The organism is Alloscardovia theropitheci (assembly GCF_004332295.1).
Classification (GTDB): domain Bacteria; phylum Actinomycetota; class Actinomycetes; order Actinomycetales; family Bifidobacteriaceae; genus Alloscardovia; species Alloscardovia theropitheci.
On record NZ_RXLP01000017.1, the window covers coordinates 36,621 to 61,689 of the forward strand.

A 25,069-nucleotide genomic window follows, 5' to 3' on the forward strand; every position below is an offset into this window, starting at 1 on the left:
CGTAGTAGTGAACGGATGGAAATGACAAATTCAGTAATCTTGCGCCCGGTTCAAGCACGAGATTTTGATGTATTGAGTCGTATCATGTTTGACACATGGTATGCAGACGAAAGCGTCAACGAAACTAACGTGAGCCAATTTAAGCAAATGGCACGATTTGATGTAGCTCATTATCTAGAAACATCAACTCATGCGATGGTTGCTGTGCAAAAAGATGAACACCAATTATCTGCAAATGACGGTGCTGATGAAGAAACTGTCTTAGGCGTAGCCATGTGGCGAAATGATAGCGATTGGTTCCATGGCACTACGCAAAAGCATCTTGCCGATGACGAGCTTAAGCACGCATACAAACGTCAAGAAGAAGATCATGAATTTGCAACGATGTTGGACGAATTCCTTGCCGATGCTCAACGTACGATTGAATTAAGCAAGAAAGCTGCCGATCAGTCAGAAGCGGAATTGCGATTGTTTATGATGGATGAATCAGCTCGAGGTAAAGGTGTTGGCAAAAAGTTACTTTCGTATGCAGAGAAATCCATGAAAGATTCTGGCGCTCAGCAATATTATCTGTATACCGACAGCACGTGTGACTATGGATTCTACGATTACATTGGAATGACGCGTACTGCCGAAGCTTTCAACGTACCTGGCCCAAGTGGGGAACCGCTGGATAAGTTCATTTATACAGGCACATTGTAGAATCATTGTGGCTTGAGAACGTTGCTACAAAACTATAACGATTAGTTCAATTGCAAATTCTCGAATAACTCGAATAATTTAATAAAGAAAAGAAAGTTTGAGGAAGCGTGTACAGGCAGATATTCAAGATACCGGGAACTTTGGCATTCTCCATTTCTGGAGCGATGACACGTGCTACGATGTCTACTATCGGTTTGAGCATGATTTTATGCTTGAATAACTTGTACAATGAATGGACTTCAGCTGGTTTGCTCAGTGCAGTCTACGTTATTTCAGCGGCTGTAGTTACTCCGTTCTATGCGCGCCTTTTTGATAAGTATGGTCAAAAGCGTATCGGGTTGATGATTGCGCCGGTTCAATTTGCGCTTCTTCTTGCGTTCGCCGCTGCGGCGTATTTCCGAGCTCCTTTGGCGCTACTATTTACGCTTGCGATTCTTATCGGCTTTTGTATGTATTCGGTTGGAGCAGCTGTACGTACTCGTTGGGCTTGGGCTTTGAGCGATAAGCCAGAAGACTATTTGAATACTGCATATTCGTGGGAAGCGGCAATTGACGAAATTATTTTTATTTTCGGGCCAATTCTTGCTGCCACTATTTCGACAAGTTTCCCACCTATTTCTACGATAATTCCGTTTATTCTTTTTGGTGGAATTAACTTTATCGGTGCAATGATTTTCTATAATTTGAAGTCAGCTAATCCACCTGCGGTAGTGGCAGTACAAGAAGTTGATATCGATGATAATTCTGTCCAAACGGATGTACCAGATACAGCTATGTCGGAACAAATGAAGAAACTCTACTCGCGACACATTCTGCTTTTCCCGGGAATGCTTTTTCTTATATTCGCGATTACTTTCTTCAACTCGACTTTCTCCGCATATGATGTCACTATGACAGCAGTTATGAAGGAGATAGGGCTGTATCAGCGCACTGGCTTTATGCTTGCAACTATTGCAGTGGGCTCCCTTATGGGTGCACTCTTCTTTGGATCTCGAAAGCACAAGCATAATTCATGGATTCGTATGATGATTTTCATGGCTTTCTTATCTCTTGGAATTGCTGGTGTATCGATATCTATGACTATGCATCAGATTATTCTAGCTGGACTTTTCGGAGTGTTCGCAGGTCTTTTCGTTGCGCCAACGTATGCGACAGCTAATCTCATCATGCGTCAAACTGCTCCCGCAAATCAACTTACAGAAGGACTGAGCTGGATTTCAACGGGAAGTACTGTCGGTTCATCGATTGGATCTGCAGTAGGTGGTATCTTCCTCGACCAAGTGGGCAATTATGCGACTTTACATTTACTATGGATTAATGCTTTAATTGCGCTTCCGCTGTTCTTCTTAGGGTACATGCAAGTTCGCTCGTTTGAAAAGAAGCATGGCATTAAATTTGAAATAGTAGAGAAGCCTGACGATAGTAGTGAAACTGATAAATAAATTAATACTTTTTCATATTACGTACTAGGGGAATATCTTTAGTAACATATCGACCTTTTACCTGAAAGGGGTACATATGATTCGCGTATCTGTTGTAGGCGCGCATGGGCGTATGGGAAGCAATGTAGTGAGTGCAGTGAATGCTGCACAAGATATGGAGCTTGTCCATACGATTGACTCAGGCGATGATATTACTGCAATAACTTCTGGAAACACAGATGTAGCAGTTGAGTTTTCTGTACCATCGGCCAGTCTTGACAATGTTTTAGCTCTTATTCGTAACGATGTCAATGTCGTCGTTGGTACAACTGGATGGACTGAAGACAAGATGAACCGAGTGCGCGAAGAACTGGTCAATCATCCTCAGTTAAGCGTCTTCATTGCTCCAAATTTTGCAATTTCGACAGTTCTTGCTGAACATTTTGCTGCCCAAGCTGCACGCTACTTTGAATCAGCAGAAATAATCGAATTGCATCACCCAGATAAGGTGGATGCACCGAGCGGAACAGCCTTACATACAGCTCATAAGATTTCAGCTGCACGACGAGAAGCTGGTTGCGCTCCAATTCCTGATAATACGCAGTCAGATGGTGGATCGCGCGGTCAAATAGTTGATGATATTCATGTTCATGCTGTCCGTCTGCGCGGGCTCAATGCTCATGAGGAAATCCTCTTCGGCAATGCTGGAGAGCAACTCGTCATACGTGCAGACTCATTTGATCGTAGCTCTTTCATGCCTGGAGTGTTACTGGCTGTGCGCCACGCTGGCAAGACACCAGGATTAAGCGTAGGGCTTGATAATTATCTAGATTTATAGGATGAAGTCATACCCCACGGGTAATTTTTAAGATATGACTACCGAGATGCATCTGCTTGAAAATGCGCCTTTTGGTCGAGTAATACCTGCAATGGTAACTCCGATGAAGGCGGACGGAACCGTCGACTACGAAGCTGCACAAGTTTTGGCGCAGCATCTCGTAGACGACGGAGCAGACGGCATCCTACTTAATGGAACAACCGGCGAATCTCCTACAACGCACCTTGAAGAGAAGATTGATCTTGTACGTGCTGTTAAAGAAGTTGTGGATATCCCTGTTATTACGGGCGCTGGTTCAAACGATACCGCACACTCCGTGCGCATGGCTGAGCATATACAAGAAGCAGGTGCCGATGCACTGCTTATCGTGGCTCCATATTATTCACGTCCATCTCAAGAAGGAATTTATCAGCATTACAAAGCTGTTAATGATTCCTCTGATGTGCCTGTCATTATTTACGATGTACCTGGACGCACAGGTGTGCGCATTTCCACAGATACATACGTACGTCTTGCTGGATTGTCTCAGGTCAAAGCAGTAAAGGATGCTACTGGGGATTTGGCAGCTGCTGTTGTAAAGAAACTCGAAACGGGACTTGCATGGTATTCCGGTGATGATGGAGTATATTTGCCATTCCTGTCTATTGGTGCTGTAGGAATTATTTCAGTTATTGCTCATGTGGCATCTGGACCATTGCGCGATCTTACAACAGCTTTTGATGAAGGGCATATCCTCGAAGCCCAGCGCATTGCTGTACAATTATCGCCACTCGTAACTGCATTAAATGGTGATGGTTTCCAAGCAGTTATGGCAAAAGCAGCATGTCAAGTACAGGGCTATATGGATGACACTACAATGCGTCTTCCAAACGTAGGGCCAAATGCGGATCAGCTGGTAAAAGCACGTGAAGGAATGCGTGCAGCAGGAGTGCTTAAGCATAAGTAGTTTCGGTAGTGGATGAGGCTTAAGAGAGCTCTCAATGGGCTCACCACTTTAACGAAAGGTTAATCATGCCTTCCACTCAAGGAACGCGTACACAGACACGCAAGACAACAACACGCAAAGCTACGACTCGCTCTAGCTCGGGCGCTTCTACTCGTACTCGTACAACAAAGACATCGCAGAGTCGAGCAGGACAATCAAAATCAGCACAATCTCGTGCTCGTAAGCCACGGAACACTGCTCCAATTCGTGCAGTGAACGCTCAGGCGAACCCAAATACTACATCTGATGGCAAGCCACTTATCGCTCCTCCTAAGTATCGCAAGGGTTCGATGCGAATCGTTCCATTGGGCGGTTTGGGTGAAATTGGTCGCAATATGAACGTTATTGAGTATAACGGGCATATCCTGCTTATTGACTGTGGTGTTCTTTTCCCAGAAGAAGAGCAGCCAGGTGTTGATTTGATTCTTCCTGACTTTAACTACATTCGAGATCGTCTCGATAAGGTTGAAGCACTGGTCTTAACTCACGGCCATGAAGATCACATTGGCGGTGTGCCGTATTTGCTTCGTTTGCGCAAGGATATTCCGCTTATTGGTTCGAAACTAACCTTGGCTCTTGTTGAGGCTAAGTGCAAGGAACATCGCATTAATCCTGTTCTTCATCCTGTTCAAGGTCGCGATAAGCTCAAGATGGGGCCATTCAATCTTGAATTTATTACAGTTACACACTCTATTCCTGATGCTCTTGCAGTATCAGTAAAGACACCAGCAGGTCATATTATCGATACTGGTGATATGAAGCTTGATCAGCTTCCTCTCGACCATAAGATTACCGATTTGCGCCAGTTCGCAAAATTAGGCGAGCAGGGCGTTGATTTGTTGATGTCTGATTCAACAAATGCTGAAGTTCCAGGATTCGTTAAGCCTGAGACGACAATTGGGCCAGCTCTTGACCGCGCATTTTCTGAAGCAAGTCGAAAGATTATCGTTGCCAGCTTCTCATCGCACGTACATCGCGTACAGCAAGTCGTTGATGCTGCACATAAGCATGGTCGCAAAGTCGTCTTCGTCGGACGTTCCATGGTTCGTAACATGGGAATTGCTGCTGATCTTGGATACTTGCATTTGCCTGAAAATACTGTTGTGGACTTAAAGCAGGCTAACGATATTCAAGACGACAAGATTGTATACATGTGCACAGGCTCTCAGGGTGAGCCAATGGCGGCATTGGGACGAATCGCTGATGGTAACCATCCAGATATCACAGTTGGTGAATTCGATACAGTCATCTTGGCAAGTTCGCTGATTCCAGGCAATGAGCATGGGGTGTATAAGGTTATTAACAAGCTCACTCGTCTGGGTGCACGCGTGGTTAATAAAGACAATGCAGCAATCCACGTATCTGGACACTGTGACGAAGGTGAATTGCTTTACTTCTACAATATCGTCCAGCCGAAGGCTGCTATGCCTATTCACGGTGAGCATCGTCATTTGGTTGCCAATGGTTTAATCGCTGTGAAAACTGGTGTAGACCCTAATAACGTCGTGCTTGCAGAAGATGGTGACGTCGTCGACCTGTACAAGGGGCAAGCTGCAGTTGTCGGCTCTGTTCCATGTGGGTACGTATACGTTGATGGTCAGTCTGTTGGTGAAATTGGCGAAGAGGAATTGGAAAAGCGTCGCATTCTTTCTGAAGAAGGTTTCGTTTCGTCCTTCCTAGTCGTTGATACACGTACTAGCGAAGTAGTTAGCGGGCCAAAGATTTATCTCAATGCTGTAGCAGAAGACGAAAGCGATTTCGTAGAGGTTCGTTCGCGTATCGTTTCAGATGTCGAAGATGCGATGGTTCGAGGAACTCATGATACGCATCAGCTTCAGCAAATTATGCGTCGCACATTAGGTGGCTGGATTGCTCGAAAGTTCAATCGTCGTCGCCCAATGATCGTTCCGGTTGTTGCTGACATCGCAAAAGACGTTCAGAAGAACTAAATTCGTAAATAAGTTTTACAATAGTTAAAAAATAAAAGAGAACAGCTCAAGATATCGTTCATTCTTACACAATGGACATACTCGAATGACTACGGCAACGAGTATGTCGATAGAGTGAGGTGGAGGAACTACTTGAAGCTGTTCTCCTGTACAGAAAGAGTAAAATGCCAGGAGCAAATCTCACTCGTGTCGAGGCACAAGAGCGTGCTGGTATCGTTTCCAATGCACATTACACAGTACATTTGGATGTTAATCAAGGCGATACGGATTTCCGCACGGTTAGCACTATCGAATTTGATGCTGTAGAAGGTGCATCAACATTCGTTGATCTTATTGCTAATACAGTAACCTCTGTAGAATTCAACGGTGAAAAACTTGATCCTTCAGTAGTATACAAGGATTCTCGTGTAGAGCTCACAAATTTGAAAGCTCATAACACAGTAACAGTAGAAGCGCTTGCGCAGTATTCCCATACTGGTGAAGGTATGCATCGTAGTGTTGATCCTACCGATGGAAATGTATATCTGTATACTCAGTTCGAAGTACCTGATGCACGTCGCGTATATGCAGTATTCGATCAGCCAGATATTAAGGCAACCTTTGACTTTAGCGTAGATGCACCTGAAGGCTGGGAAGTAATCTCAATTACACCAGCTAACGAGCCAGAAGATCTCGGAAATGGCTCGGTGCGCTGGACATTCCCAACTACACCAAAGATGAGCTCATACCTTACCGCATTTGTAGCTGGTCCATATGCTCGTTGGAACACAACCCATACTTTGTCTAATGGCCGCGAAGTTCCTATGGCTATCTATGCTCGCCAAGCATTGAAAGATGCTATGGCGAAGGACGTCGACTATCTCTTCGATGTCACCAAGAAGGGCATGGACTTCTATGATCAGACGTGGGGCGTGCCATATCCATATGCTAAGTATGATCAGCTCTTCGTTCCTGAATATAATGCTGGCGCAATGGAAAACATCGGTACTGTTACCATCCGTGATTCTTATATCTTCGAATCTAAGGTAACTGACGCTATCTTTGAGCGTCGCGATGTGACTGTTCTTCACGAACTTGCACACATGTGGTTCGGAGATTTGGTCACCATGAAATGGTGGAACGATTTGTGGCTCAATGAGTCCTTCGCAGAGTTCACCTCGACATTGGCTACCGCTGAAACGACACAGTGGAAGGATGCATGGGCTACCTTCGCATCTGGTGAAAAGAGCTGGGGCCAGGCACAAGACGAAATGCCTACAACTCACCCAATCGTTGCAGAAATTAACGATATTCACGATACCGAAGTTAACTTCGACGGTATTACCTATGCAAAGGGTGCTTCCGTTTTGAAGCAGCTCGTGGCTTATGTAGGTCGTAAGGAATTCTTTGCAGGTATTCATAACTACTTGGAGAAGTATCAGTACTCTAACGCAACTCTTGCTGATTTGCTTGCTGAGCTTGAAAAGACTTCTGGTCGCGAATTGAAGCACTGGTCAAAGCAGTGGCTTGAGAATGCGGGCATCAACACTATTACTTCCGAAGTCCGCACATCTGAAGACGGCACAATCGAAGAGATGGCATTAATTCAGAGCGCATCTGAAGAGTATCCTGTGCTTCGCGATCACCGTCTGGCAGTTGCCTTCTATGACGAGAACGAAAGCGGTCAGATTGTTATGACTGAACGCTTCGATCTTGATGTAACCGGTGAGCGTACTGTAGTAGAAGCAGTAGCTGGTAAGAAGCGTCCAGCGTTTATCATGGTAAACGAAGATGATTTGACTTACACTAAGCTTCGCTTCGATGCACAGTCTCTTGAATTTGCTAAGAACAATCTCTATAAGTTTGACAGCGCTTTGACTCGTGCAGTTGTATGGCTCAGCTTGTGGGATATGACTCGCGATGCACAGTTCCCAGCAGTTGACTTCGTGGAGACAAGCTTGAAGGCATTGGGTACCGAGAAGGAGTCGACCACCTTCCGCTACGCTTTGGGTCAGGTTAATACAGCTGTGGGGCATTATGTTCCAGCTGCAAAGCGCGATGAGTTGAAGCTTGAAGTAGCAAATGCACTCTTCGCACTTGCTCAGGATGCAAAGGCTGGCTCTGATGAGCAGTTCCAGCTTGTTAAGGCATATTTGAACAATGGTAGCGATCCTGAATTCAAAGAACGTGCTGCAGGTTTGCTTGATGGTTCTTTGAAGTTTGACGGTCTTGACATTGATAACAATATGCGTTGGAGCATTGTCATTGCTCAGGCAGCTGCAGGTGTTATCACCAATGCAGAAATTGATGCAGAGCTTGCTTTGCGTGATACGACTGAGAACCGCGAATTTGCTGTTATGGCAAAGGCTGCAATTCCAACAGCTGAAGCTAAGGCTTGGGCATGGGATCAAGCATTGCATAATGACGAGCTCACAAATTCTCAGCTTGGTAATGTTGCTCTCGGCTTCTCATGGAACAGCGAACCAAAGTTGTACGATGAGTACGTAGCAAAGTATGCTGACACCATTAATTGGATTTGGGAGAATAAGACCTTCCATATGGCGGAAACATTAATGACCAGCCTTTATCCAAGCTATGCTGACACAGCTCGACTTGTTGAAGTTGGAAAGAAGTGGCTTGAAGATCACCCTCATACAGATGCTGCTTTGCGTCGTATGGTATCGGAGAATTTGGATAGCTCTGAACGCATCCTTCGCGTCCAGCGTTACAACGAGTCATTGTAAGGGAGAGGTATTGTAAATTGACCTTAACCGTTTGATTTACAGTACTGAAGGCATGAATTTTACTTCTGAAATTTATGCACAAAACCATAAATGACACGCCTAACCTGCCGTCAGACTACAATAGTTTAACGGCAGGTTTTTCTATATGCATAAGGAGAGAAAATGCCTCGTCTTTTTGGAACTGATGGTGTGCGCGGTTTAGCGAATGGATTGCTTACCGCTGATCTAGCGTTAAAAATGGGTGACGCTGCTGTTCGTGTCTTTGGTGATGATAATATTTCTGGGCGAAAGCGCGCTTTAATCGGACGTGATACACGCGTATCGGGAGATTTCTTAGCTTCCGCGCTCGCAGCAGGTATGAGCTCGGGCGGTTTTGATGTTATCGATGTGGGTATTTTACCTACCCCAGGATTAGCTTTTTTGACATCGGTTCTCAACGTTGAAATGGGTGCTGTAATTTCTGCATCGCATAATGCTATGCCAGATAACGGTATTAAGTTTTTCGCTCGAGGCGGTTTTAAACTTCCTGATGCCAAAGAAGATGAAATTGAAGAGATTCTTGGAACTGATTGGGAACGACCAACAGGTGCCGGTGTAGGGCGAATTTCACATGATAATGTAACCGCTAGTAATCTTTATATCGAACATTTGGTCAATTCCATTGCACCTATGGGAAGTGATAAAGTTCAGCCTCAACCTTTGAAAGGTTTGCGCATTGTCGTTGACTGTGCCAACGGTGCGGCATCGGCAGTAGCCCCTGAGGCTCTTCGTCGCGCAGGTGCAGACGTGGTCGTTATTAATGCTTCTCCTGATGGCTACAATATTAACGATCATGCTGGCTCTACGCATCCTGAACAGCTTCAAGCCATGGTTAAGGCAAGCGATGCAACGATGGGTGTGGCTTTCGATGGTGATGCTGATCGTTGCCTCGCTGTGGATGAAGATGGCACGCTTGTTAATGGCGACCAAATTATGGGTATTTTGGCACGTTCCTATATGCGTCAAGGAAAGCTCAAGAATAACACCCTCGTAATTACTGTTATGAGCAACTTGGGTCTTATCCTCGCCTTGAAGAGCATGGGAATTAAAACGGTACAAACAGGTGTAGGCGACCGATATGTTCTTGAAAAAATGCTTGAAGGTGGATATACCTTAGGCGGCGAGCAATCAGGACATGTCATCAATCGTGAATTTGCGACCACGGGCGACGGTACCTTGACAGCGCTATGCTTGGCAAATGAAGTCATGAAGTCGGGTAGAAGTCTGAAAGATCTAGCATCTGACTTCCCTCAGCTTCCTCAGCAGCTTGTTAACGTACCAAATGTAGACAAACTTGCAGCTGATACGAATGAGGCTGTTCAAGAGGCAGTACGCCAAGAAGAAGAACTTTTGGGCGAAACGGGTCGTGTGCTTTTGCGCCCTTCAGGTACAGAGCCTCTCGTACGTGTTATGGCGGAAGCGGCAACTCAGGAGCAAGCAGATGCTGTGTGCAATCGTTTGGCTGAAGTTGTAGCGCGCGAATTGGCATTGTAAGTACTAGTAATGGGATAATTTGTGCGCATAAATGTTTCATTGCGTACATGGAGCAATCATAGAAGGGGATCAAAATGGCGTGGACAAGCAAGAATGTTGACAAGGATTTTGATCGTGACGTCCGTGCACTACTTGTAGACACGGATGAAGATGGGAATTTGCCTATCGTTCAATTAGGTGAACCAGTTTTACGCATGGAAACTGAACTCTACGATGGTCAGCTTAGCCATAAAACTTTGCTGAAGCTTATCGAGGTAATGCATAAGACTATGCTTGCAGCTCCTGGAGTTGGCTTAGCTGGTCCTCAAATTGGTTTGGGGCTAGCTATCGCAGTCGTAGAAGATCATATTCGTGGTGATGAAGAAGATCCTCGCGGCATTGATGAATTGCCTTTCATGGCAATAATAAATCCCCACTACGAGCCATTGAATGACGAAACAGCGAGCTTTTATGAAGGCTGCTTGAGTTTTGATGGATACCAAGCAGTGCGTAAACGCTATCTGCATATCAAAGCTACGTGGTTGGATGAATTAGGTAATGAACACGAGCAGGAATTGCATAACTGGCCTGCTCGCATTTTCCAGCATGAAACTGATCATCTTTCCGGTGAAGTTTATATAGATAAGGCGGAAACGCGAAGCTTAACTACGTACGATAATCTTGAAGATTATTGGGCTTTCGAAGCTGTGCCGCGTGAAGCTGCCGAAACGTTAGGCTTTGAGCTGTAAGCTTGGCAACGTTCTGGAGTTTATAAGAACAAGCGAGTTACAAGGTGTGAGTGAGAATTATTTCCTCACACCTTATTTCATGTAAAGCTGGCGATTTTACAAGGTTTTGTGCATAACGGGTCAACTTTTGGATCGAAACTGATAAAAATGATATCCATAACGACCCGTTTTGCTCAAAAGATGCTTTAAATAGGCCTCATACGATTTAGTTTATGAATGACGCTCAAGTCATTTATCATCTGAAAGTTTTATGACCACAGGGCAATGTAAAAGATAGACACAACTCCCACCAGGCGGCTCACCCATAAACAGCTCAGCATCGGGTCTTTTTCATTATTTATCAATAAAATAAAAGTCCGTAAACGGCACATACTGCACTCGGTACAAAGCCGTAGTGAAAGTGGAGGCAGAGTTAACTTGATTGCTTGGGAATGAATATCTGGTAACGGGCATCCCCGATTCTGACGCTTCCCAGCTACGATTTTGTGTGGTCGTGGTAATGAGTTTGCCATTGATATGCTGGGCGTTTCCGTTAATAGGTGTGAAATCAACGCGTTGTGAGGAAGTCAACGAATATGTCTTTTCTACCGTGTTCACATGATATGTGTATGCATATGAATGTACGGTACTCATGCGTGGCGCGAAATCCAAAGATGCGGTTGGAATGGCAGTCGCCCATGAAAACGTTGGATTCGATGGGGAAGCGGCGAAATTATTGTTAAATAATGTGACGTCATATCCATCAGATGTAACATTTCGGACTTGAATATCGCTTTGTCCAGCAGCTTGGTCGAAGTTGCCATTTTGTGAAATGAGAAGGTATGAGTACTCAGGGTCGGACCATAGCGATGCTGGTCCGAGTATTGAAGTAACTGATGGGGAATCCGATATATCCAAGGTGAGCAATGATGAGGTCTCACGCGAAGAAAGAAGGATGTGAGTATCATCAATCATTGAGATGGAATTGAGCCCAAGCCAATTCCACAAGGAATCATTCGTAGTGCCGTCAGAATTTAATGCTGAGCGCACAGTCGTCGCGCGATATGTGTTTAAAATGGTTGACAAATTAGCAACAACGCGCATTTTCCCATTAAGAATATTGATACGAACGACATAATTTCCTATTTCGCCAGAATAATCTCGCGAACCGGCATTCGTAGCAATAGCAACGATATTTCCGCGCGAATCCATCGTAAAATCGCTGGCAAGGCTGTAGCGTCCGTCAAAGGTTATGAAATTTTCTACACGTCCCAATCGGTCTACTGCAACGAATTGGGTTGGGCTAATTGCGTAATACAAACGATTCCTATGCCACATGAATCGTGTAGCGGTTATGTTTTTGAGTGGAATCTCGCCGCGTAAAATTCCATGCGAATCATACAAGAAAGTGAAATTGGTAGAGCCTGAAGTCTGAGGCATAACGGCAAATAATCCGTTACCGATATCTTGCAAAGGAACGGAGTCGCCTGAATTTTGCACATCATTCACATCGACTTGTACAGGTTCGGATCCCAAGACATCGCCCATATCATAGGTGTAATCGCGAGTGGTCGTATTTCCGTTCGCATCCGTAATAGTAAAAGTTACAATATTCTTCGTTGAGGGAATCAGCCCGATGACTTGGAATTCATGGGTTCGACCACGATGAGTTGCGTCGGATATAGTTCTTGTAAAAGCCGGATAATCGGTCTCAGGAGCGTTAACTGTGTAGGAGACACTCATCGGCTGCTCAGTAACAAAGTACACGTAAAGAGATGTGGTATTCGTGCCATAAGGATTAGCTTCAATGAGCATGTCATTCATGGTGTAATTATGCGCACGTTTTTTGCGATCAATTTGCGTGGCTGCGCGATTTTGATATCCAACTGTATAAATTCGCTCGACACTATGGGTGAGAACATTTTCAGGAGAATTTCTGCGAGCATTATAATACGTGACAGCTCCCCATAAGGTAAGAGCGAGCACGAGGATAACAGAAATAATTACCGCATACTGGCGTAGGCGCTCGCGTGCAGTTTTACGCGGAGAATTGGAAGAATCACCCGTAAAATTGCGAGGACTTGGAATGGACCGGTATTGTGAACTCTTTGTTCGCGATCCAGACGCGTAATGGATGAGTTCAGGTCTTGCCATAAATCCTCCGAATTAATAATGCTCTTTGCATACCTATTATATGCAAAGAGCATTATAACCGCGGGAGAATGCGGTTATCAGTTTCGTTGGGGATAGCGCTATCAGATATTCATGAGGTCGTTAAATGATTCGCTCATCGTTGGATGAGTGAAAATAGCATCGCGAATATACGTATATGGGATATGATTATCCATCGCCATCTTGATGTAATTAATGAGTTCTTCGGATTTATCGCCATACAAACTTGCACCAAGAATTTCTTGAGAATCACGATCAATGACAACCGTAAATAGGCCACGAGGATCGTTATTAATCTTATGACGTGGAATTGAAGAAACCGGCAAGCTCTTGCTCGCGATGTTAAATCCGCGCGATTGAGCTTCTTTACGAGTAAGACCAATGCGGCTCAAGGTCGGTGTAATAAATACCGAGTACGGAATGGCGCCACGATTGAGAGTAGTTCGCGAACCGTCCCCGAAAATTTGGCTACGAAGTACGCGGAAATCATCTAAAGAAATATATGTAAATTGCATACCTCCAGTGACATCACCGGCTGCATATACGTCTGGGACACTTGTCTCAAGACGCTCGTTAACGATAACCTCGCCACGACTACCAACAGAGATATGAGTATTTTCAAGACCAAGATATTGTGTACGAGGACGTCGTCCAACCGCTACCAAGATGGCATCTGCTTCAAAATCACCTTCGCTTGTATGAACGAGTGCTGAACTATCCAAATCTTCAACGCCAAGAGTATTCGTGTGAAGGTGGAATTCTATGCCAGCATTCTTCAAGTCTTCGTACGCTAAGTGTGCAATATCTTCATCCTCGCGACGCATAATTGCGTCAGACTTCTCAAGAACTGTGACATGAGCCCCGAAAGTGTTGAGCATGGACGCGAACTCTAAAGCGATATAACCGCCCCCGATAATAACAATTCGCTCTGGCAAATGATCCAAATCGAGCGCTTCTGTAGAAGTATAAGCAAATCTCGAGGATGCAAGACCTGGAATATCGGGGATTATAGGTTCTGCGCCTGTATTGATAATAATACGGTCGGCAATAATCGTAGCAATTACTTGATCATCGTGGAGAACTTCTACGCTCTTATCGCTGATAAAACGAGCGACACCGTCAATAATATCAATATTGTCATCGTCGGCAAGCATATGATAATTCTTATTGTTTAATGCACTAACTACATTGTGTTTGCGATTCATGGCTTCATCAAAGCTCAAGCCTTCATTGCTTGCCTTAACAAGAGTTTTGCTTGGAATGCAAGCAATGTTAATGCACGTACCGCCATACATAGCAGGTGACATTTCAACCACGCCAACTTTAAGTCCCTGAGCGCTTGCCGTCTTTGCAAAAGTTTTCCCAGCCTTGCCGAAACCGATTATGAGTATGTCATAATTTTTGACTGGTGGAGTAGGGGTCTTGCTGTCTACATACTGAGCAGTATCAGCAGAGTTGTTAATCATGAGAATTCTCCTTCGAATTTACAATGGTGAGTATGTCACCGATGGTTTTGTGACTATAAAAATCGCTGAGTAGTGTCAGTTCCTCAGTTTGAAAATCTTCAATAATTGATTTCATATTTCGCGCAATAGCGCAGGTGCTCGTAGGTTCGCCTGTTATAACTCGAGTATCTGGTGTCTTAATGCGAAAAAGATTAAAGATCAAAGATAATTGTATTTCTTGCGCGTTCTCAATCGATTTATATCCGCCAAATTTCCCAGGACTAGCAATGACGAGGTCGTTATGAACGAGCTGGGTCATAACTGTGCGTAGTTGAACTGGATTTACGCAGATGAGTTCGGCAAGCTGCGAAGACGAAAATGAGCTGTCGTGATGTTTCGCAAGGTATGCAAGTGCATGCATGGCAATCGTGAAGTGAAGATTCATTCTGCCTCCTCGCCTAAGTGCAAATGATTTTTTGCAGGTCGTATCGTCGCACATGAAGGTGTATTACATAATCCACATGCGTAACTGTAATTATTATAGTTACAATTAAAATACTTAGGGTGGACTTCCCAAATGGAGAGAATTTTGACGGTTTTACATTTTTTGCAGGTCGTATCGTTTGAAAGTTGCTATCGCTAAATCCTCAAAAAAAACGAAACGATACGACGTGCAAAAAATGGTGGTGCTATTCCTTCGAATAGCACCACCGTGAGGGGCTGCTTTTTAATTACTAGCAGATGTAGCTAGCTAAGTCGTTACTTATGAGTCGCACGGCGACGAAGTAAATAACCGCCTAAACTCAACAAAGCAAGCATGGTCATAGCGACGATACTGATGTCAGCACCGGTATTGGAGAGAACCTTTGGCTTTGTCGTTTTCTTTGCAGGTTTTGGAGTCGGCTTAACTGTTGGTGTGACAACCGGTACCGTGTCATATACGGCATAAACCGTGACATCTCCATTAACGGTGTCATCTCCGGTAAACCACTGACCAGAGCCATCTTCGCTAGTATTCCATCCTCTAAATGTGGATTGAGAATCAGTAGTTGGATTTGCTGGCATGCTGTTTTCAGTATTGAGTGTCGAACCAGTAGGCACAGTGACGCTTGCGTAGGTCTGGCCCTTGTTGATGAATGTTACCGTGCTTGTAGCTACTGCATGAACTGTAGTAGTTGCAGGATTTGGCTGTGCACCCATTGCCCAGTATCCATAGGAATATGGCTCTGCTGCTCCTGGGGAAGTAGCATAGAAGCTGTATTCTCCATAAGCCTGAGCTGAAATTGATAAGTCTTGTGCGCTAGTTACGGATTGCACAGTCAGGTTATTAACGGTGAGCGTAACTGTGGACACAGAATTAATTTTTCTGAATAAATCAACTAGAGAACCAGTCTCTATTGCAGATTTGCGAACGTTCACGCGTAACTTTTGGCCGTCAACAGTCGTCGTTACGTTGAAACCAAGTCCATCAAGTCCTGATACGCTTGCGGTAGCAGAAGTCGCAGAAATTTGGGATGGAAGGTCGAAAATAAAAGCAAGCTCGGGATCTGATTTTGTATCCGAGTTCTTCCACCACGAGTTAGATGGAGTATTCCATGAATCTTCATGCGTTGCAGCGTTTTCAGAACTTGTCGAAGTTATAAGCCATGTATTTAATGTCTTTTTGAGCAATGATGCATCAAGAGTATAGGTGGCTTGTATATGTTCACCGTTTGCTACTTGTTGTGGCGCATCTGTTTCAAGCTTTCCAGGGAATGAGTATTCGGTTGAGTTCTTAATTGTATCTGTTTCAACGTTAATTCCAAGCGCATTGATGACCTGCTGATTATCCCATTCAGAGCCTAATGCATCCTTTTCAATATCGGTCATATCTCCCAAAATCTCTGAGTAGAAGAGACCATCGCTGTCGCTCAAGCCTACGGATCCGATACGAGATCCGGCATAAGGGCTGAAATCGTTAAGTCGGGTTTCGTTTAACGGTCGAATTCCGCCGTTCACATCGGGATCAGCTGCGAAAGCACTTGGAATAAACAATGCGCTTGCAAGCAATGCTAAGGACGTAACACTTGCTAAAATATTTTTCTTTTTCACTATATGCTCCTCATCGAGTAACTGTTATTGGGTTGGTAACAATGGAAATGTTTACAATCTTGGAACTAAAAAACAGACGACCATACTTATACAATTCGCATGATCCCTTGGCAGTGATTTGTCCGATCTGGGAAGAAGAAATGTCTGTGATGTCAACTGTATAAGGGATGCTGATAGAAATTGGATGGCCTGAAGCTCCACGCTCACTCTTATAAAGTTCGAAGAACCCTTTATAATCGTTCCAATTCCCAAGATTAAAAGTAAACGTTACGGAATTCGTTGTTGGATTGTATTCATGACTGATGTTGCTAATCGTAGAGGTATTTTCAGCTACGGAAATGGCAGCTTCATTTACCGAAAAGTAGGAGGGGAAAGTTACTGTGTAGGAAGCTGTAGGGAAAGTTTTGTTCTTTCCAAACATGACTATATTTTCAAAGTGTTTATTGCGATAACCACTTTTCCCTTGAAAATCCTTTACGTATTTATTGTATGCGCCTTCGAACAAGTCACTTGCTTCTACAGATCCGCTTACTACACCGTTATAGTAAGTATGTCCGTTTGTGGTTTCGACTGTGCCCGAGTTAATAGCATGTGATGATAAGTCAATAGTTCCGGTGATTGATGAACGTGAATTTGTAAAATTACTTGGAACTGATGTACTTGCAGAAGCGTTGGAAATAGGTAAGGCGAGCGTTGTAGCAAGTATTGCAAAAATTGCAAAAGCTATTGCGCTAAAACTCTTACGCTTCATGGTATCCTCCTTTGATCTTCTTAAAATCTCGAGCTAAGAGTTTTCTCATCAGATATGCTCATGCACTACCTTATGCAAAAGCTTTTAGCCCCTTCATATGTAATTGTACTCGGGAGAATGACTCAGCGGATCTATCGGTGTCGATGAAATTATGATCTAAAAAATAGAAAATAAAAATGGTTTTTTGCATGTCGTATCGCTGCGTATTTCCTTCATAAACAGCTAAAGCTGAAACAATACGACCTGCAAAAAAGCGTACACGTCCTACGAGAAAATAATCGGAACATTGCCGTGCAGATACAAGCGAAGTAATCCAATAATCACCATGTGAGCAGGGTAGTAGATATAGAAAAACCACTGCATGCCCTTCCAGCTTCCACGTTTTCCGTTATATGTTGCGAGAATAGGAATAGATAAACAGATGAATAATTGCAAAAAAGCATACGGTTTATCAAGGAAGAAGAAATAAACGGTGGCATACACGAATGCCCAGATGACGAGGTCTCTTGTTTGAGCAGTAAAATTACCGCGATGGAGATAAAGGAAAAATGGGCACATGACTGCAATACTCGACCAGTCAGCAGGGAAAGTGATAAGGCATATGATAATGATTAAAGCAATTTTCGCCCAGTCTGGAATCTCCCTGATACGAAATAATGCGATAAGGACGACTGCCCAAGCAAGAGACCACATGACACTTGTTTGGTTAAATAGTCCTGATGATAATGGAATCATTGGAATGCCAAACGCAAACGTAAAAGCAAAGTGTGAGATAACGGCGAATATGAATAACCTGCCAATGTATCGACCCATATCATGCGTATAATGAGCTCCTTCTGCAATGAAGAACCACATAATCGGAGCAGTTAATCGTCCGATGATATGCAATGCGTAAACGTACCATATGGTTTGTGTTCCTGGAAAAAATACCCATGCGAGATGGTCAATCGTCATAGCAATGATTGCAATGAGTTTAATGTGATTTCCGGTTAAGATTTTTTTCATATCAGCGAATATACAAGGATAGTCGGATTCTATGTATTAAACTACGCGTGCTCAGATGACAATCAGATGATAATTAGATGACAATTGGATGACAATTAGTTAATAATCAGATAATAAAATGAATAGGTCAAAAATCGCGTGCCTCGGATGCGATTCGAACGCACGACACCCGCTTTAGGAGAGCGGTGCTCTATCCCCTGAGCTACCGAGGCAAGTAATCACGCACATATATTCATTCATATGAGTACATGCATACGTGTAAAAGTGTACACGGTTTTGCACGTATTGTGTACACATGCGTTTTATTATGAAATTCTAGCGTTTAAAAGATGTCTTAAGGAGCTTTTATTCGTTGCCTTGAGTTCCGGCATTTGCTTGGAATTGTGCTTGGGATTCCTGAACTTCATTGAGTTTCCTAGCTACATCGTCAAGCAATGATTGAGCATGACGCGATAGCGCTTCTCCTAATTCCCACTGCTGTACTGCTTGATTGAGCTCAAGTCCGCCAGCTTCGAGCTTTTGTACGACTTCAACGAGCTGGTCGCGTGCCTGCTCGTATGTCAAAGATTCAATTTCCTTGATTTGTTCTGGAGTTAAATGATTCGTTGCTTTTGTGTCTGTCATGATTTTCCTTATCGTTTAGAAAGTTTTTCGAATGATTATAGGATTATTAAGTTTTGAGATTACGGAAGAATTTCGCTGACATCAGCGTGGACTGAGCCAGATTTAAGCGTGATAGAAATGCTATCTCCAACTGTCAGCACTGAAGAGGAATCAATTACGGTTCCATCGGTTGACTGAATGACTGCGTAACCGCGATTAAGAGTTGATTGCGGACTAAGCGCTGTCAGAGTTGCGTGGAGACGATCAATTGTCGATGTGGCATCAGCAGTCATGAAATTCATAGCAGTTTGGATACGCAAACGGGCATCCGCAACGAATTGCAAAGGCTTATCGAGTATCGTCTGTGGGTGTGTGAGACTAGGACGGTTGGAATAAGCAGACAAACGTTGATGTTCCACATCAATTTTACGTTGAACAGCTTCAAAACTTCGACGACGAGCCTCAGCAACGAGTGCCATTTCCTCGCGTATATCAGGAACAATGCGCTTCGCGGCATCGGTTGGAGTAGATGCGCGTAAATCAGCAGCAAGATCAATAAGCGTCCAATCGTCTTCATGGCCGATAGCAGAAACGAGTGGAGTTACACAGTTTGCAGCAGCACGAACAACGCCTTCGTCAGAGAAACCGATAAGATCTTCAAATGCACCACCACCTCGTGCTACGACAATGACATCGACCGTGATATCTGCATCAAGTTCTGCTATTGCAGTGATAACTTCTGGCGGGCATTGAGGGCCTTGAACGTGGACATGTTTAGTCTCGAATTCGATACTTGGCCAGCGCAAACGAGCGTTCGTTATAACATCGCCTTCAGCTCGAGCTCCAGGCGCACAAATTAAACCAATCTTATGTGGAAAATGAGGAATTTCAACTTTCCGTGAGTCGTCGAAAAGGCCTTCGCCCTTGAGCTTTTTACGCAGTTGCTCAATCTGCTCCATCAAACCGCCGCGTCCTACATGATGTATCTCATCGGCACGAAGACTAAGCGAAGTGCGCGGTTGATAAATATTTGCTTTTCCGTGAACAACGACTAAATCGCCCTGCTGGAATCGGGCTGCTTCATACGCGGGCGCTCCGAAAAAGACAACATCCATTTGTGTCGGTGAATCGTTATCGCGTAAAGTCATGTACACTTGACCGGCACGACGTGCATTAATTTGGTGCACCTGTCCACTTACCCATGCTGCTGGCCAGCGGTCTACAGCAGAAGCGTATTTACTACTAAGCATGGAAACTGGCCAAGGATTATCCTTAGTCGTTTGACTCGCCAATGCAGGCAGCTGATGTTGCTCATTGGTTAAAGCATTGTTCGTTGTGTCATGTGCTTGGAAAGGCATGATTCAAGAATATGCGAATCTTGTGACACTTAACATGTGAAAACAATTCGTGCGATAGACTGCCTATAACGGTTTGGAGCTACTTAGATTATTTTTCGTTAATCTGACGGAAGCATGTCGATTTGAGGACGAATTAGTCATAGCGCCATATAACAATATGTATCACAGTGTTGCATGCCGTGCGATATATGTTTAGTGCTTTATGCTTTATGTGAGAGCGCGGAGTGAAAAATTGAGGAGATGTGTGTCGATTGGTTGAATCAGAAAAGATAAATCTGCAAGCGGAAGGTGAGAGTATCGGGGGAGAGCACGTTGAAGATGACTTTGCCAAATTTGAAAACAACGAAATATTAGAGAAACGTTCTCACCAACATCTCATTGAAGTGCGTAAAGCAACGATTGACGATTTGCCTGAAATTATGAATATCGTTAACGATGCAAAAAGATTATTGAAAGAAGATGGTAGCTCTCAATGGCAAAATGGCTACCCGAACGAATTTACATTTATATCTGATATTGATGCCGGCGCGAGTTATGTTATAACTGTTGATTCCCATGTAGCTGGAACGACGATGATTTCTTTTGGGGAAGAAGCAGGCTACAGCGCAATTCATGGTGGAACTGTCCGCTATCCGGTCGATGAGTACGGCCAATACGCAGTTCTTCACCGTGCAGCTATGAGCACACATTATCGTGGGATGAGATTGATTGACCAATTTTTCAAAGAGCTTTTCCGCGTTATCGACGAGCATGGAACGAAAGTTGTGCGCGTAGATACGCATAGAAAAAATTTCCGAATGCAGCGAGTTTTGGATCGATTAGGGATGACTCCATGCGGTTTCGTAACGCTCGATCACGATCCAGAAGACCCTGTGAGAATTTGCTACGAGGGAAGTGTTAAAAATCTCTTGGGTTTGATATAGTTAGCATCCATGAACTAACTCTCGACAGATGAGTTGTGCACTAAGAGTGTCCAATGACATCTGGCTCGGGTAGGAGACAGTTAGATGATTATGATCCGTTATCAGCGGGGAGTCATCGGAAGAAAATTGAGACATTGAACGCGTTGAGAAAACGCGCAAATGTTTTGATGAGTAGAACCGACGGAGCAGACCGGATTCTGTGAAGTGGTACTGTGCAGTCTCAGTGCAGTGCAACCGAGGTGGTACCGCGGGATAGAATGCAGCAAGCGTTGTAAGTAAGCTGAACTATTTCGTCCTCACGTGAAGAGAAATCAAGTATTTCACGAAAGGTACAGCGCATGAGTAATCGCGTTTATCCAAAGGCAGTAACGGATAAGGCTTTTGAAACCGTTACGCCAAATCCTAATTTCCCAGCAATGGAAGAATCTGTCCTTAAATATTGGGACGTTGATGATACCTTCCAAAAGTCTATTGCACAGCGTGACAGTGGTAATGCAAACGACGAATTCATCTTCTTTGATGGTCCTCCATTTGCAAACGGTTTGCCACATTACGGACACTTGCTCACTGGCTATGCAAAGGATGTTATTCCACGTTTCCAGACTATGGAAGGCAAGAAGGTTAATCGAGTATTCGGTTGGGATACTCACGGTCTTCCTGCAGAGCTTGAAGCTGAGAAGGAATTAGGAATCACTAATAAATCTCAAATTGATGAGATGGGTATCAAAGCTTTTAATGAAGCATGCCGTCGCTCAGTTTTGAAATATACCCAAGAATGGAAAGATTATATCCATCGTCAGGCACGTTGGGTTGATTTTGACAACGGCTATAAGACGCTCAATGTGTCTTATATGGAATCGGTAATTTGGGCATTTAAGCAGCTCTATGACCGTGACCTCGCTTATCAGGGATATCGAGTTCTCCCATACTGCTGGAAGGACGAGACTCCACTGTCAGCTCATGAATTGCGCATGGATGCTGATGTATATCAGAATCGTCAGGATAACACTCTCTCCGTTGCTATGAAGATGCGTGATGAAGACGCGTATGCAGTTATTTGGACGACTACACCATGGACTATTCCAAATAATCTTGCCATCGTAGTGGGCAAGGATATCGACTATGTATTAGTTGAGCCAGTTGAGGGTAATTTCGCTGGCAAGAAAATGTATTTTGCAAAGGCTCTTGTTGCTAACTTTGCTAAGGAGCTTGGTGAAGACTATAAGGTTGTAAAGGAACTCAAGGGTTCTGATCTTGTTGGTCGTCGCTACTACCCAGCATTTGATTACTTCGAGGACGGTCATTTGACCGACCCAGAAGGTCAGCCAAACGAAGATCCGAATGCATTCACTATTTATGCGGCAGATTATGTAGGAACTACTGAAGGTACCGGTTTGGTACATCAGGCTGTTTATGGTGAAGATGATATTAATACTTTGAACGCTCACCGTGTGCGTACTTTGGATTATTTGGACGAGCATGCACGTTTCTTGGATATCATCCCAGATTATGCTGGTATGCAGGTGTTTGATTCCAATATGCCAATTACACGTGATTTGCGTGCAGGCTCTGGTCCATTAGCTCGTGTGCCTGAAGAAAAGCGTGCGTTCATCCTTCAGGAAAAGTCACACGTTCACAGCTACCCACATTGCTGGCGTTGTGGAAATCCTTTGATTTACAAGCCTGTATCATCATGGTTCGTTTCAGTAACCAAGATTAAGGATCGTTTGCTTGAGCTCAACCAGGGTATCAACTGGATTCCAGGAAATGTCAAAGACGGTCAGTTTGGTAAGTGGCTAGAAAATGCTCGCGATTGGTCGATTTCACGTAATCGTTACTGGGGTAGCCCAATTCCTGTATGGGTTTCCGACGATCCGAAGTATCCTCATGTGGACGTATATGGTTCTCTTGAAGAGCTGAAGCGTGACTTTGGCAAGTATCCTACGGACGATCAGGGAGAGATTAATCTTCATCGTCCATGGATTGATGAACTTACTCGTCCAAATCCTGCTGATCCAACTGGAAAGTCGCACATGCGTCGAATTGAAGATGTGCTTGACTGCTGGTTTGAATCAGGATCGATGCCATTTGCTCAGTTCCATTATCCTTTCGAGAATAAGGAATACTTCGAAGAGCATATGCCAGCTGATTTCGTTGTAGAATACATCGGTCAGACTCGCGGTTGGTTCTATCTCATGCTTGTTATGAATGGAGCGTTGTTCGACAAGGCGCCATTTAAGAATGTTATGTGCCACGGAATCGTTCTTGGCGATGACGGACAGAAGATGTCAAAACATTTGCATAATTATCCAGATGTTAACGGCGTTTTCAATGAGTATGGTTCTGATGCAATGCGCTGGTTCTTGATGAGCTCGCCAATTTTGCGCGGTGGAAATCTCATCGTTACTGCTGATGGTATCCGCGATACCGTTCGCCAAATCATGCTTCCTGTATGGTCGACATACTACTTCTTTAGCTTGTATGCTAATGCAGCAAACGGTGGAGAAGGCTACGATGCGCGCATGATTCGCCCTGAAGAAGTGCACGATTTGCCTCATATGGATCGTTATCTTCTTGCTCGTACACGTACATTGGTAGAAAACGTGGAAAAGGATTTGCAAGAGTACGCTATTGCAGAAGCATGCGCATCCGTAGCAGATTATATCGATTTGCTCACCAACTGGTATGTGCGAAATACTCGTGACCGCTTCTGGAATGAAGACGAGAATGCGTTCAATACTTTGTACACAGCTTTGGAAGTATTGACTCGCGTTTTGGCTCCTCTTGCTCCAATGGAAGCAGAAACCGTATGGCGTGGATTGACTGGTGGCGAATCCGTTCACCTGGCAGACTGGCCATTCTTGGTTGATAAGGAAAGCGAAAAGGCAACTGAACTCGGCGATATCTTGAAGGCTGACGATAATCTCGTTCGCACAATGGATAAGGTTCGCGAAGTTGTATCAAGTGCTTTGAGCTTGCGTAAGTCTCAGAAGATTCGTGTACGTCAGCCATTGTCTAGCTTGACGGTTGTAGCAGAAAATGTGGATGCTGTTTCTGAATACGAAGAGCTTTTGAAATCTGAGCTTAACGTTAAGAGCGTCACCTACACAACTTTGGAAAATGCTGGCGAGCATGGCTTGCAAGTAGTAAATGAACTTCGTGTTAATGCACGCGCAGCAGGACCTCGCTTGGGTAAGAATGTGCAGTTTGCTATCCGTGCTTCTAAGTCTGGAAACTGGAGCCTGAATGGGGAAGGTATGCCGGTAGTGCCAGGTGCTGATGGGGGCGATTTGGTTTTGGTTCCGGGTGAATTTGAACTCATCTCGCGAGTAGAAGCTGCTCAAGGTTCTGAATTCGACGGCTCGTCTGTATCCAGTGCTCTTGCAACTGGCGGATTCGTCATGCTTGACACGGCTTTGACTGAGGATCTGCTTGCTGAAGGTTACGCACGCGATGCTATTCGTATGATTCAAGATGGTCGTAAGGCTGCTGGTCTTGATATCGCAGATCGCATTTCCTTGACGCTTACGGCTTCTGCTGAAGATGCGAAGAAGCTGGAGCAGTTCCGCGACCTTATTGCTTCAGAGACCTTGGCAACGAGCCTTGAGGTGAAGGTTGCTGCTGGGGCTTCGGGAGAGGCTGGTGAGGCAGTCGGTGTAGCCGAGCTTGAGTTTTCATTTGAGAAGGCGTAAACGCACTCATCGATAAGGAAACAAAGTTTTTCTTGTAAACGCGGTTAAAAGTCCCTCTGAGTATTCGAAATTGTAGTCGATACAGTTTTCGAAACTCAGCGGGATTTTTGTTATTATTTGTTTTTGTTTACTCCGAATGCTGACGTTGGAAAATGCGAAATGGGAGATGGA

At 44.3% G+C, this 25,069-nt stretch carries 18 protein-coding genes and 1 tRNA gene; 10 read left to right on the plus strand and 9 right to left on the minus strand.

The features are described from left to right. Window positions 1-21 precede the first annotated feature (21 nt). The 8 genes from EJ419_RS03420 (at window position 22) to EJ419_RS03455 (ending at window position 10,879) form a co-directional block, all read left to right on the plus strand. Entirely contained in the window at window positions 22-702 is a 681-nt protein-coding gene (locus EJ419_RS03420; protein WP_165496216.1) for a GNAT family N-acetyltransferase, read from the plus strand. Window positions 703-809: 107 nt separating this feature from the next. Next, complete coding sequence (locus EJ419_RS03425; RefSeq protein ID WP_131283639.1) at window positions 810-2,144, plus strand: MFS transporter; 1,335 nt, start codon at window positions 810-812, stop codon at window positions 2,142-2,144. Between the two features lie 76 nt (window positions 2,145-2,220). Continuing rightward, a complete protein-coding gene (gene dapB, locus EJ419_RS03430; RefSeq protein WP_131283641.1) occupies window positions 2,221-2,961 on the plus strand; it encodes a 4-hydroxy-tetrahydrodipicolinate reductase in 741 nt (246 codons plus the stop codon). Between the two features lie 46 nt (window positions 2,962-3,007). Beyond that, window positions 3,008-3,907 (plus strand): 4-hydroxy-tetrahydrodipicolinate synthase, encoded by a 900-nt coding sequence (gene dapA, locus EJ419_RS03435; protein ID WP_165496218.1) that lies wholly within the window; start codon window positions 3,008-3,010, stop codon window positions 3,905-3,907. 65 nt (window positions 3,908-3,972) lie between these two features. Then, on the plus strand, window positions 3,973-5,895 hold the full coding sequence (locus EJ419_RS03440; RefSeq protein ID WP_131283645.1) for a ribonuclease J: 1,923 nt from the start codon (window positions 3,973-3,975) through the stop codon (window positions 5,893-5,895). A gap of 164 nt (window positions 5,896-6,059) precedes the next feature. Beyond that, entirely contained in the window at window positions 6,060-8,618 is a 2,559-nt protein-coding gene (gene pepN / locus EJ419_RS03445) for an aminopeptidase N (RefSeq protein ID WP_131283647.1), read from the plus strand. A gap of 162 nt (window positions 8,619-8,780) precedes the next feature. Further along, on the plus strand, window positions 8,781-10,151 hold the full coding sequence (glmM, locus tag EJ419_RS03450) for a phosphoglucosamine mutase (protein ID WP_131283649.1): 1,371 nt from the start codon (window positions 8,781-8,783) through the stop codon (window positions 10,149-10,151). A gap of 74 nt (window positions 10,152-10,225) precedes the next feature. Then, window positions 10,226-10,879 (plus strand): peptide deformylase, encoded by a 654-nt coding sequence (locus EJ419_RS03455; RefSeq protein ID WP_131283651.1) that lies wholly within the window; start codon window positions 10,226-10,228, stop codon window positions 10,877-10,879. 333 nt (window positions 10,880-11,212) lie between these two features. On the opposite strand, the gene EJ419_RS03460 is transcribed toward EJ419_RS03455, so the two are convergent. The 9 genes from EJ419_RS03460 to xseA all read right to left on the minus strand — a co-directional run bounded on the left by EJ419_RS03460 (window position 11,213) and on the right by xseA (window position 20,283). Beyond that, entirely contained in the window at window positions 11,213-13,012 is a 1,800-nt protein-coding gene (locus EJ419_RS03460) for an aryl-sulfate sulfotransferase (RefSeq protein WP_131283653.1), read from the minus strand. Window positions 13,013-13,113: 101 nt separating this feature from the next. After that, window positions 13,114-14,496, minus strand: coding sequence for a hypothiocyanous acid reductase MerA (gene merA / locus EJ419_RS03465; protein ID WP_131283655.1), 1,383 nt, complete (start codon window positions 14,494-14,496; stop codon window positions 13,114-13,116). Continuing rightward, on the minus strand, window positions 14,489-14,920 hold the full coding sequence (locus EJ419_RS03470) for an Rrf2 family transcriptional regulator (RefSeq protein ID WP_165496217.1): 432 nt from the start codon (window positions 14,918-14,920) through the stop codon (window positions 14,489-14,491). The genes merA and EJ419_RS03470 overlap by 8 nt, the downstream gene beginning before the upstream one ends. Window positions 14,921-15,234: 314 nt before the next feature. After that, window positions 15,235-16,566: an InlB B-repeat-containing protein gene (locus tag EJ419_RS03475; protein ID WP_131283659.1), complete on the minus strand. Its 1,332-nt coding sequence runs from the start codon at window positions 16,564-16,566 to the stop codon at window positions 15,235-15,237. A 10-nt stretch (window positions 16,567-16,576) separates the two neighbouring features. Continuing rightward, window positions 16,577-17,317, minus strand: coding sequence for a hypothetical protein (locus EJ419_RS03480; RefSeq protein ID WP_131283661.1), 741 nt, complete (start codon window positions 17,315-17,317; stop codon window positions 16,577-16,579). Between the two features lie 264 nt (window positions 17,318-17,581). Next, on the minus strand, window positions 17,582-18,322 hold the full coding sequence (locus tag EJ419_RS03485; RefSeq protein WP_205668816.1) for a TraX family protein: 741 nt from the start codon (window positions 18,320-18,322) through the stop codon (window positions 17,582-17,584). 139 nt (window positions 18,323-18,461) lie between these two features. Further along, window positions 18,462-18,534, minus strand: a tRNA-Arg gene (locus tag EJ419_RS03490). Between the two features lie 133 nt (window positions 18,535-18,667). Then, on the minus strand, window positions 18,668-18,946 hold the full coding sequence (locus tag EJ419_RS03495) for an exodeoxyribonuclease VII small subunit (RefSeq protein WP_131283665.1): 279 nt from the start codon (window positions 18,944-18,946) through the stop codon (window positions 18,668-18,670). A gap of 59 nt (window positions 18,947-19,005) precedes the next feature. Beyond that, window positions 19,006-20,283 (minus strand): exodeoxyribonuclease VII large subunit, encoded by a 1,278-nt coding sequence (gene xseA / locus EJ419_RS03500; protein ID WP_131283667.1) that lies wholly within the window; start codon window positions 20,281-20,283, stop codon window positions 19,006-19,008. A 251-nt stretch (window positions 20,284-20,534) separates the two neighbouring features. On the opposite strand from xseA, the gene EJ419_RS03505 reads away from it, so the two are divergent. After that, complete coding sequence (locus EJ419_RS03505) at window positions 20,535-21,206, plus strand: GNAT family N-acetyltransferase (RefSeq protein WP_131283669.1); 672 nt, start codon at window positions 20,535-20,537, stop codon at window positions 21,204-21,206. Window positions 21,207-21,544: 338 nt separating this feature from the next. Then, the gene (ileS, locus tag EJ419_RS03510; protein WP_131283672.1) at window positions 21,545-24,898 is read left to right on the plus strand and encodes an isoleucine--tRNA ligase; all 3,354 of its coding nucleotides are present in this window, start codon (window positions 21,545-21,547) and stop codon (window positions 24,896-24,898) included. Window positions 24,899-25,069 lie beyond the last annotated feature (171 nt).

What these genes read in the sequence shown, in the direction of transcription:
- dapA (WP_165496218.1), top strand. Translation starts at nt 3,008, where the DNA reads ATGCATCTGCTTGAAAATGCGCCTTTTGGTCGAGTAATACCTGCAATG.
- EJ419_RS03440 (WP_131283645.1), top strand. Translation starts at nt 3,973, where the DNA reads ATGCCTTCCACTCAAGGAACGCGTACACAGACACGCAAGACAACAACA.
- EJ419_RS03485 (WP_205668816.1), bottom strand. Translation starts at nt 18,322, where the DNA reads ATGAAAAAAATCTTAACCGGAAATCACATTAAACTCATTGCAATCATT.
- EJ419_RS03455 (WP_131283651.1), top strand. Translation starts at nt 10,226, where the DNA reads ATGGCGTGGACAAGCAAGAATGTTGACAAGGATTTTGATCGTGACGTC.
- pepN (WP_131283647.1), top strand. Translation starts at nt 6,060, where the DNA reads ATGCCAGGAGCAAATCTCACTCGTGTCGAGGCACAAGAGCGTGCTGGT.
- dapB (WP_131283641.1), top strand. Translation starts at nt 2,221, where the DNA reads ATGATTCGCGTATCTGTTGTAGGCGCGCATGGGCGTATGGGAAGCAAT.
- EJ419_RS03480 (WP_131283661.1), bottom strand. Translation starts at nt 17,317, where the DNA reads ATGAAGCGTAAGAGTTTTAGCGCAATAGCTTTTGCAATTTTTGCAATA.
- EJ419_RS03495 (WP_131283665.1), bottom strand. Translation starts at nt 18,946, where the DNA reads ATGACAGACACAAAAGCAACGAATCATTTAACTCCAGAACAAATCAAG.
- EJ419_RS03420 (WP_165496216.1), top strand. Translation starts at nt 22, where the DNA reads ATGACAAATTCAGTAATCTTGCGCCCGGTTCAAGCACGAGATTTTGAT.
- ileS (WP_131283672.1), top strand. Translation starts at nt 21,545, where the DNA reads ATGAGTAATCGCGTTTATCCAAAGGCAGTAACGGATAAGGCTTTTGAA.
- EJ419_RS03470 (WP_165496217.1), bottom strand. Translation starts at nt 14,920, where the DNA reads ATGAATCTTCACTTCACGATTGCCATGCATGCACTTGCATACCTTGCG.
- glmM (WP_131283649.1), top strand. Translation starts at nt 8,781, where the DNA reads ATGCCTCGTCTTTTTGGAACTGATGGTGTGCGCGGTTTAGCGAATGGA.
- EJ419_RS03460 (WP_131283653.1), bottom strand. Translation starts at nt 13,012, where the DNA reads ATGGCAAGACCTGAACTCATCCATTACGCGTCTGGATCGCGAACAAAG.
- xseA (WP_131283667.1), bottom strand. Translation starts at nt 20,283, where the DNA reads ATGCCTTTCCAAGCACATGACACAACGAACAATGCTTTAACCAATGAG.
- merA (WP_131283655.1), bottom strand. Translation starts at nt 14,496, where the DNA reads ATGATTAACAACTCTGCTGATACTGCTCAGTATGTAGACAGCAAGACC.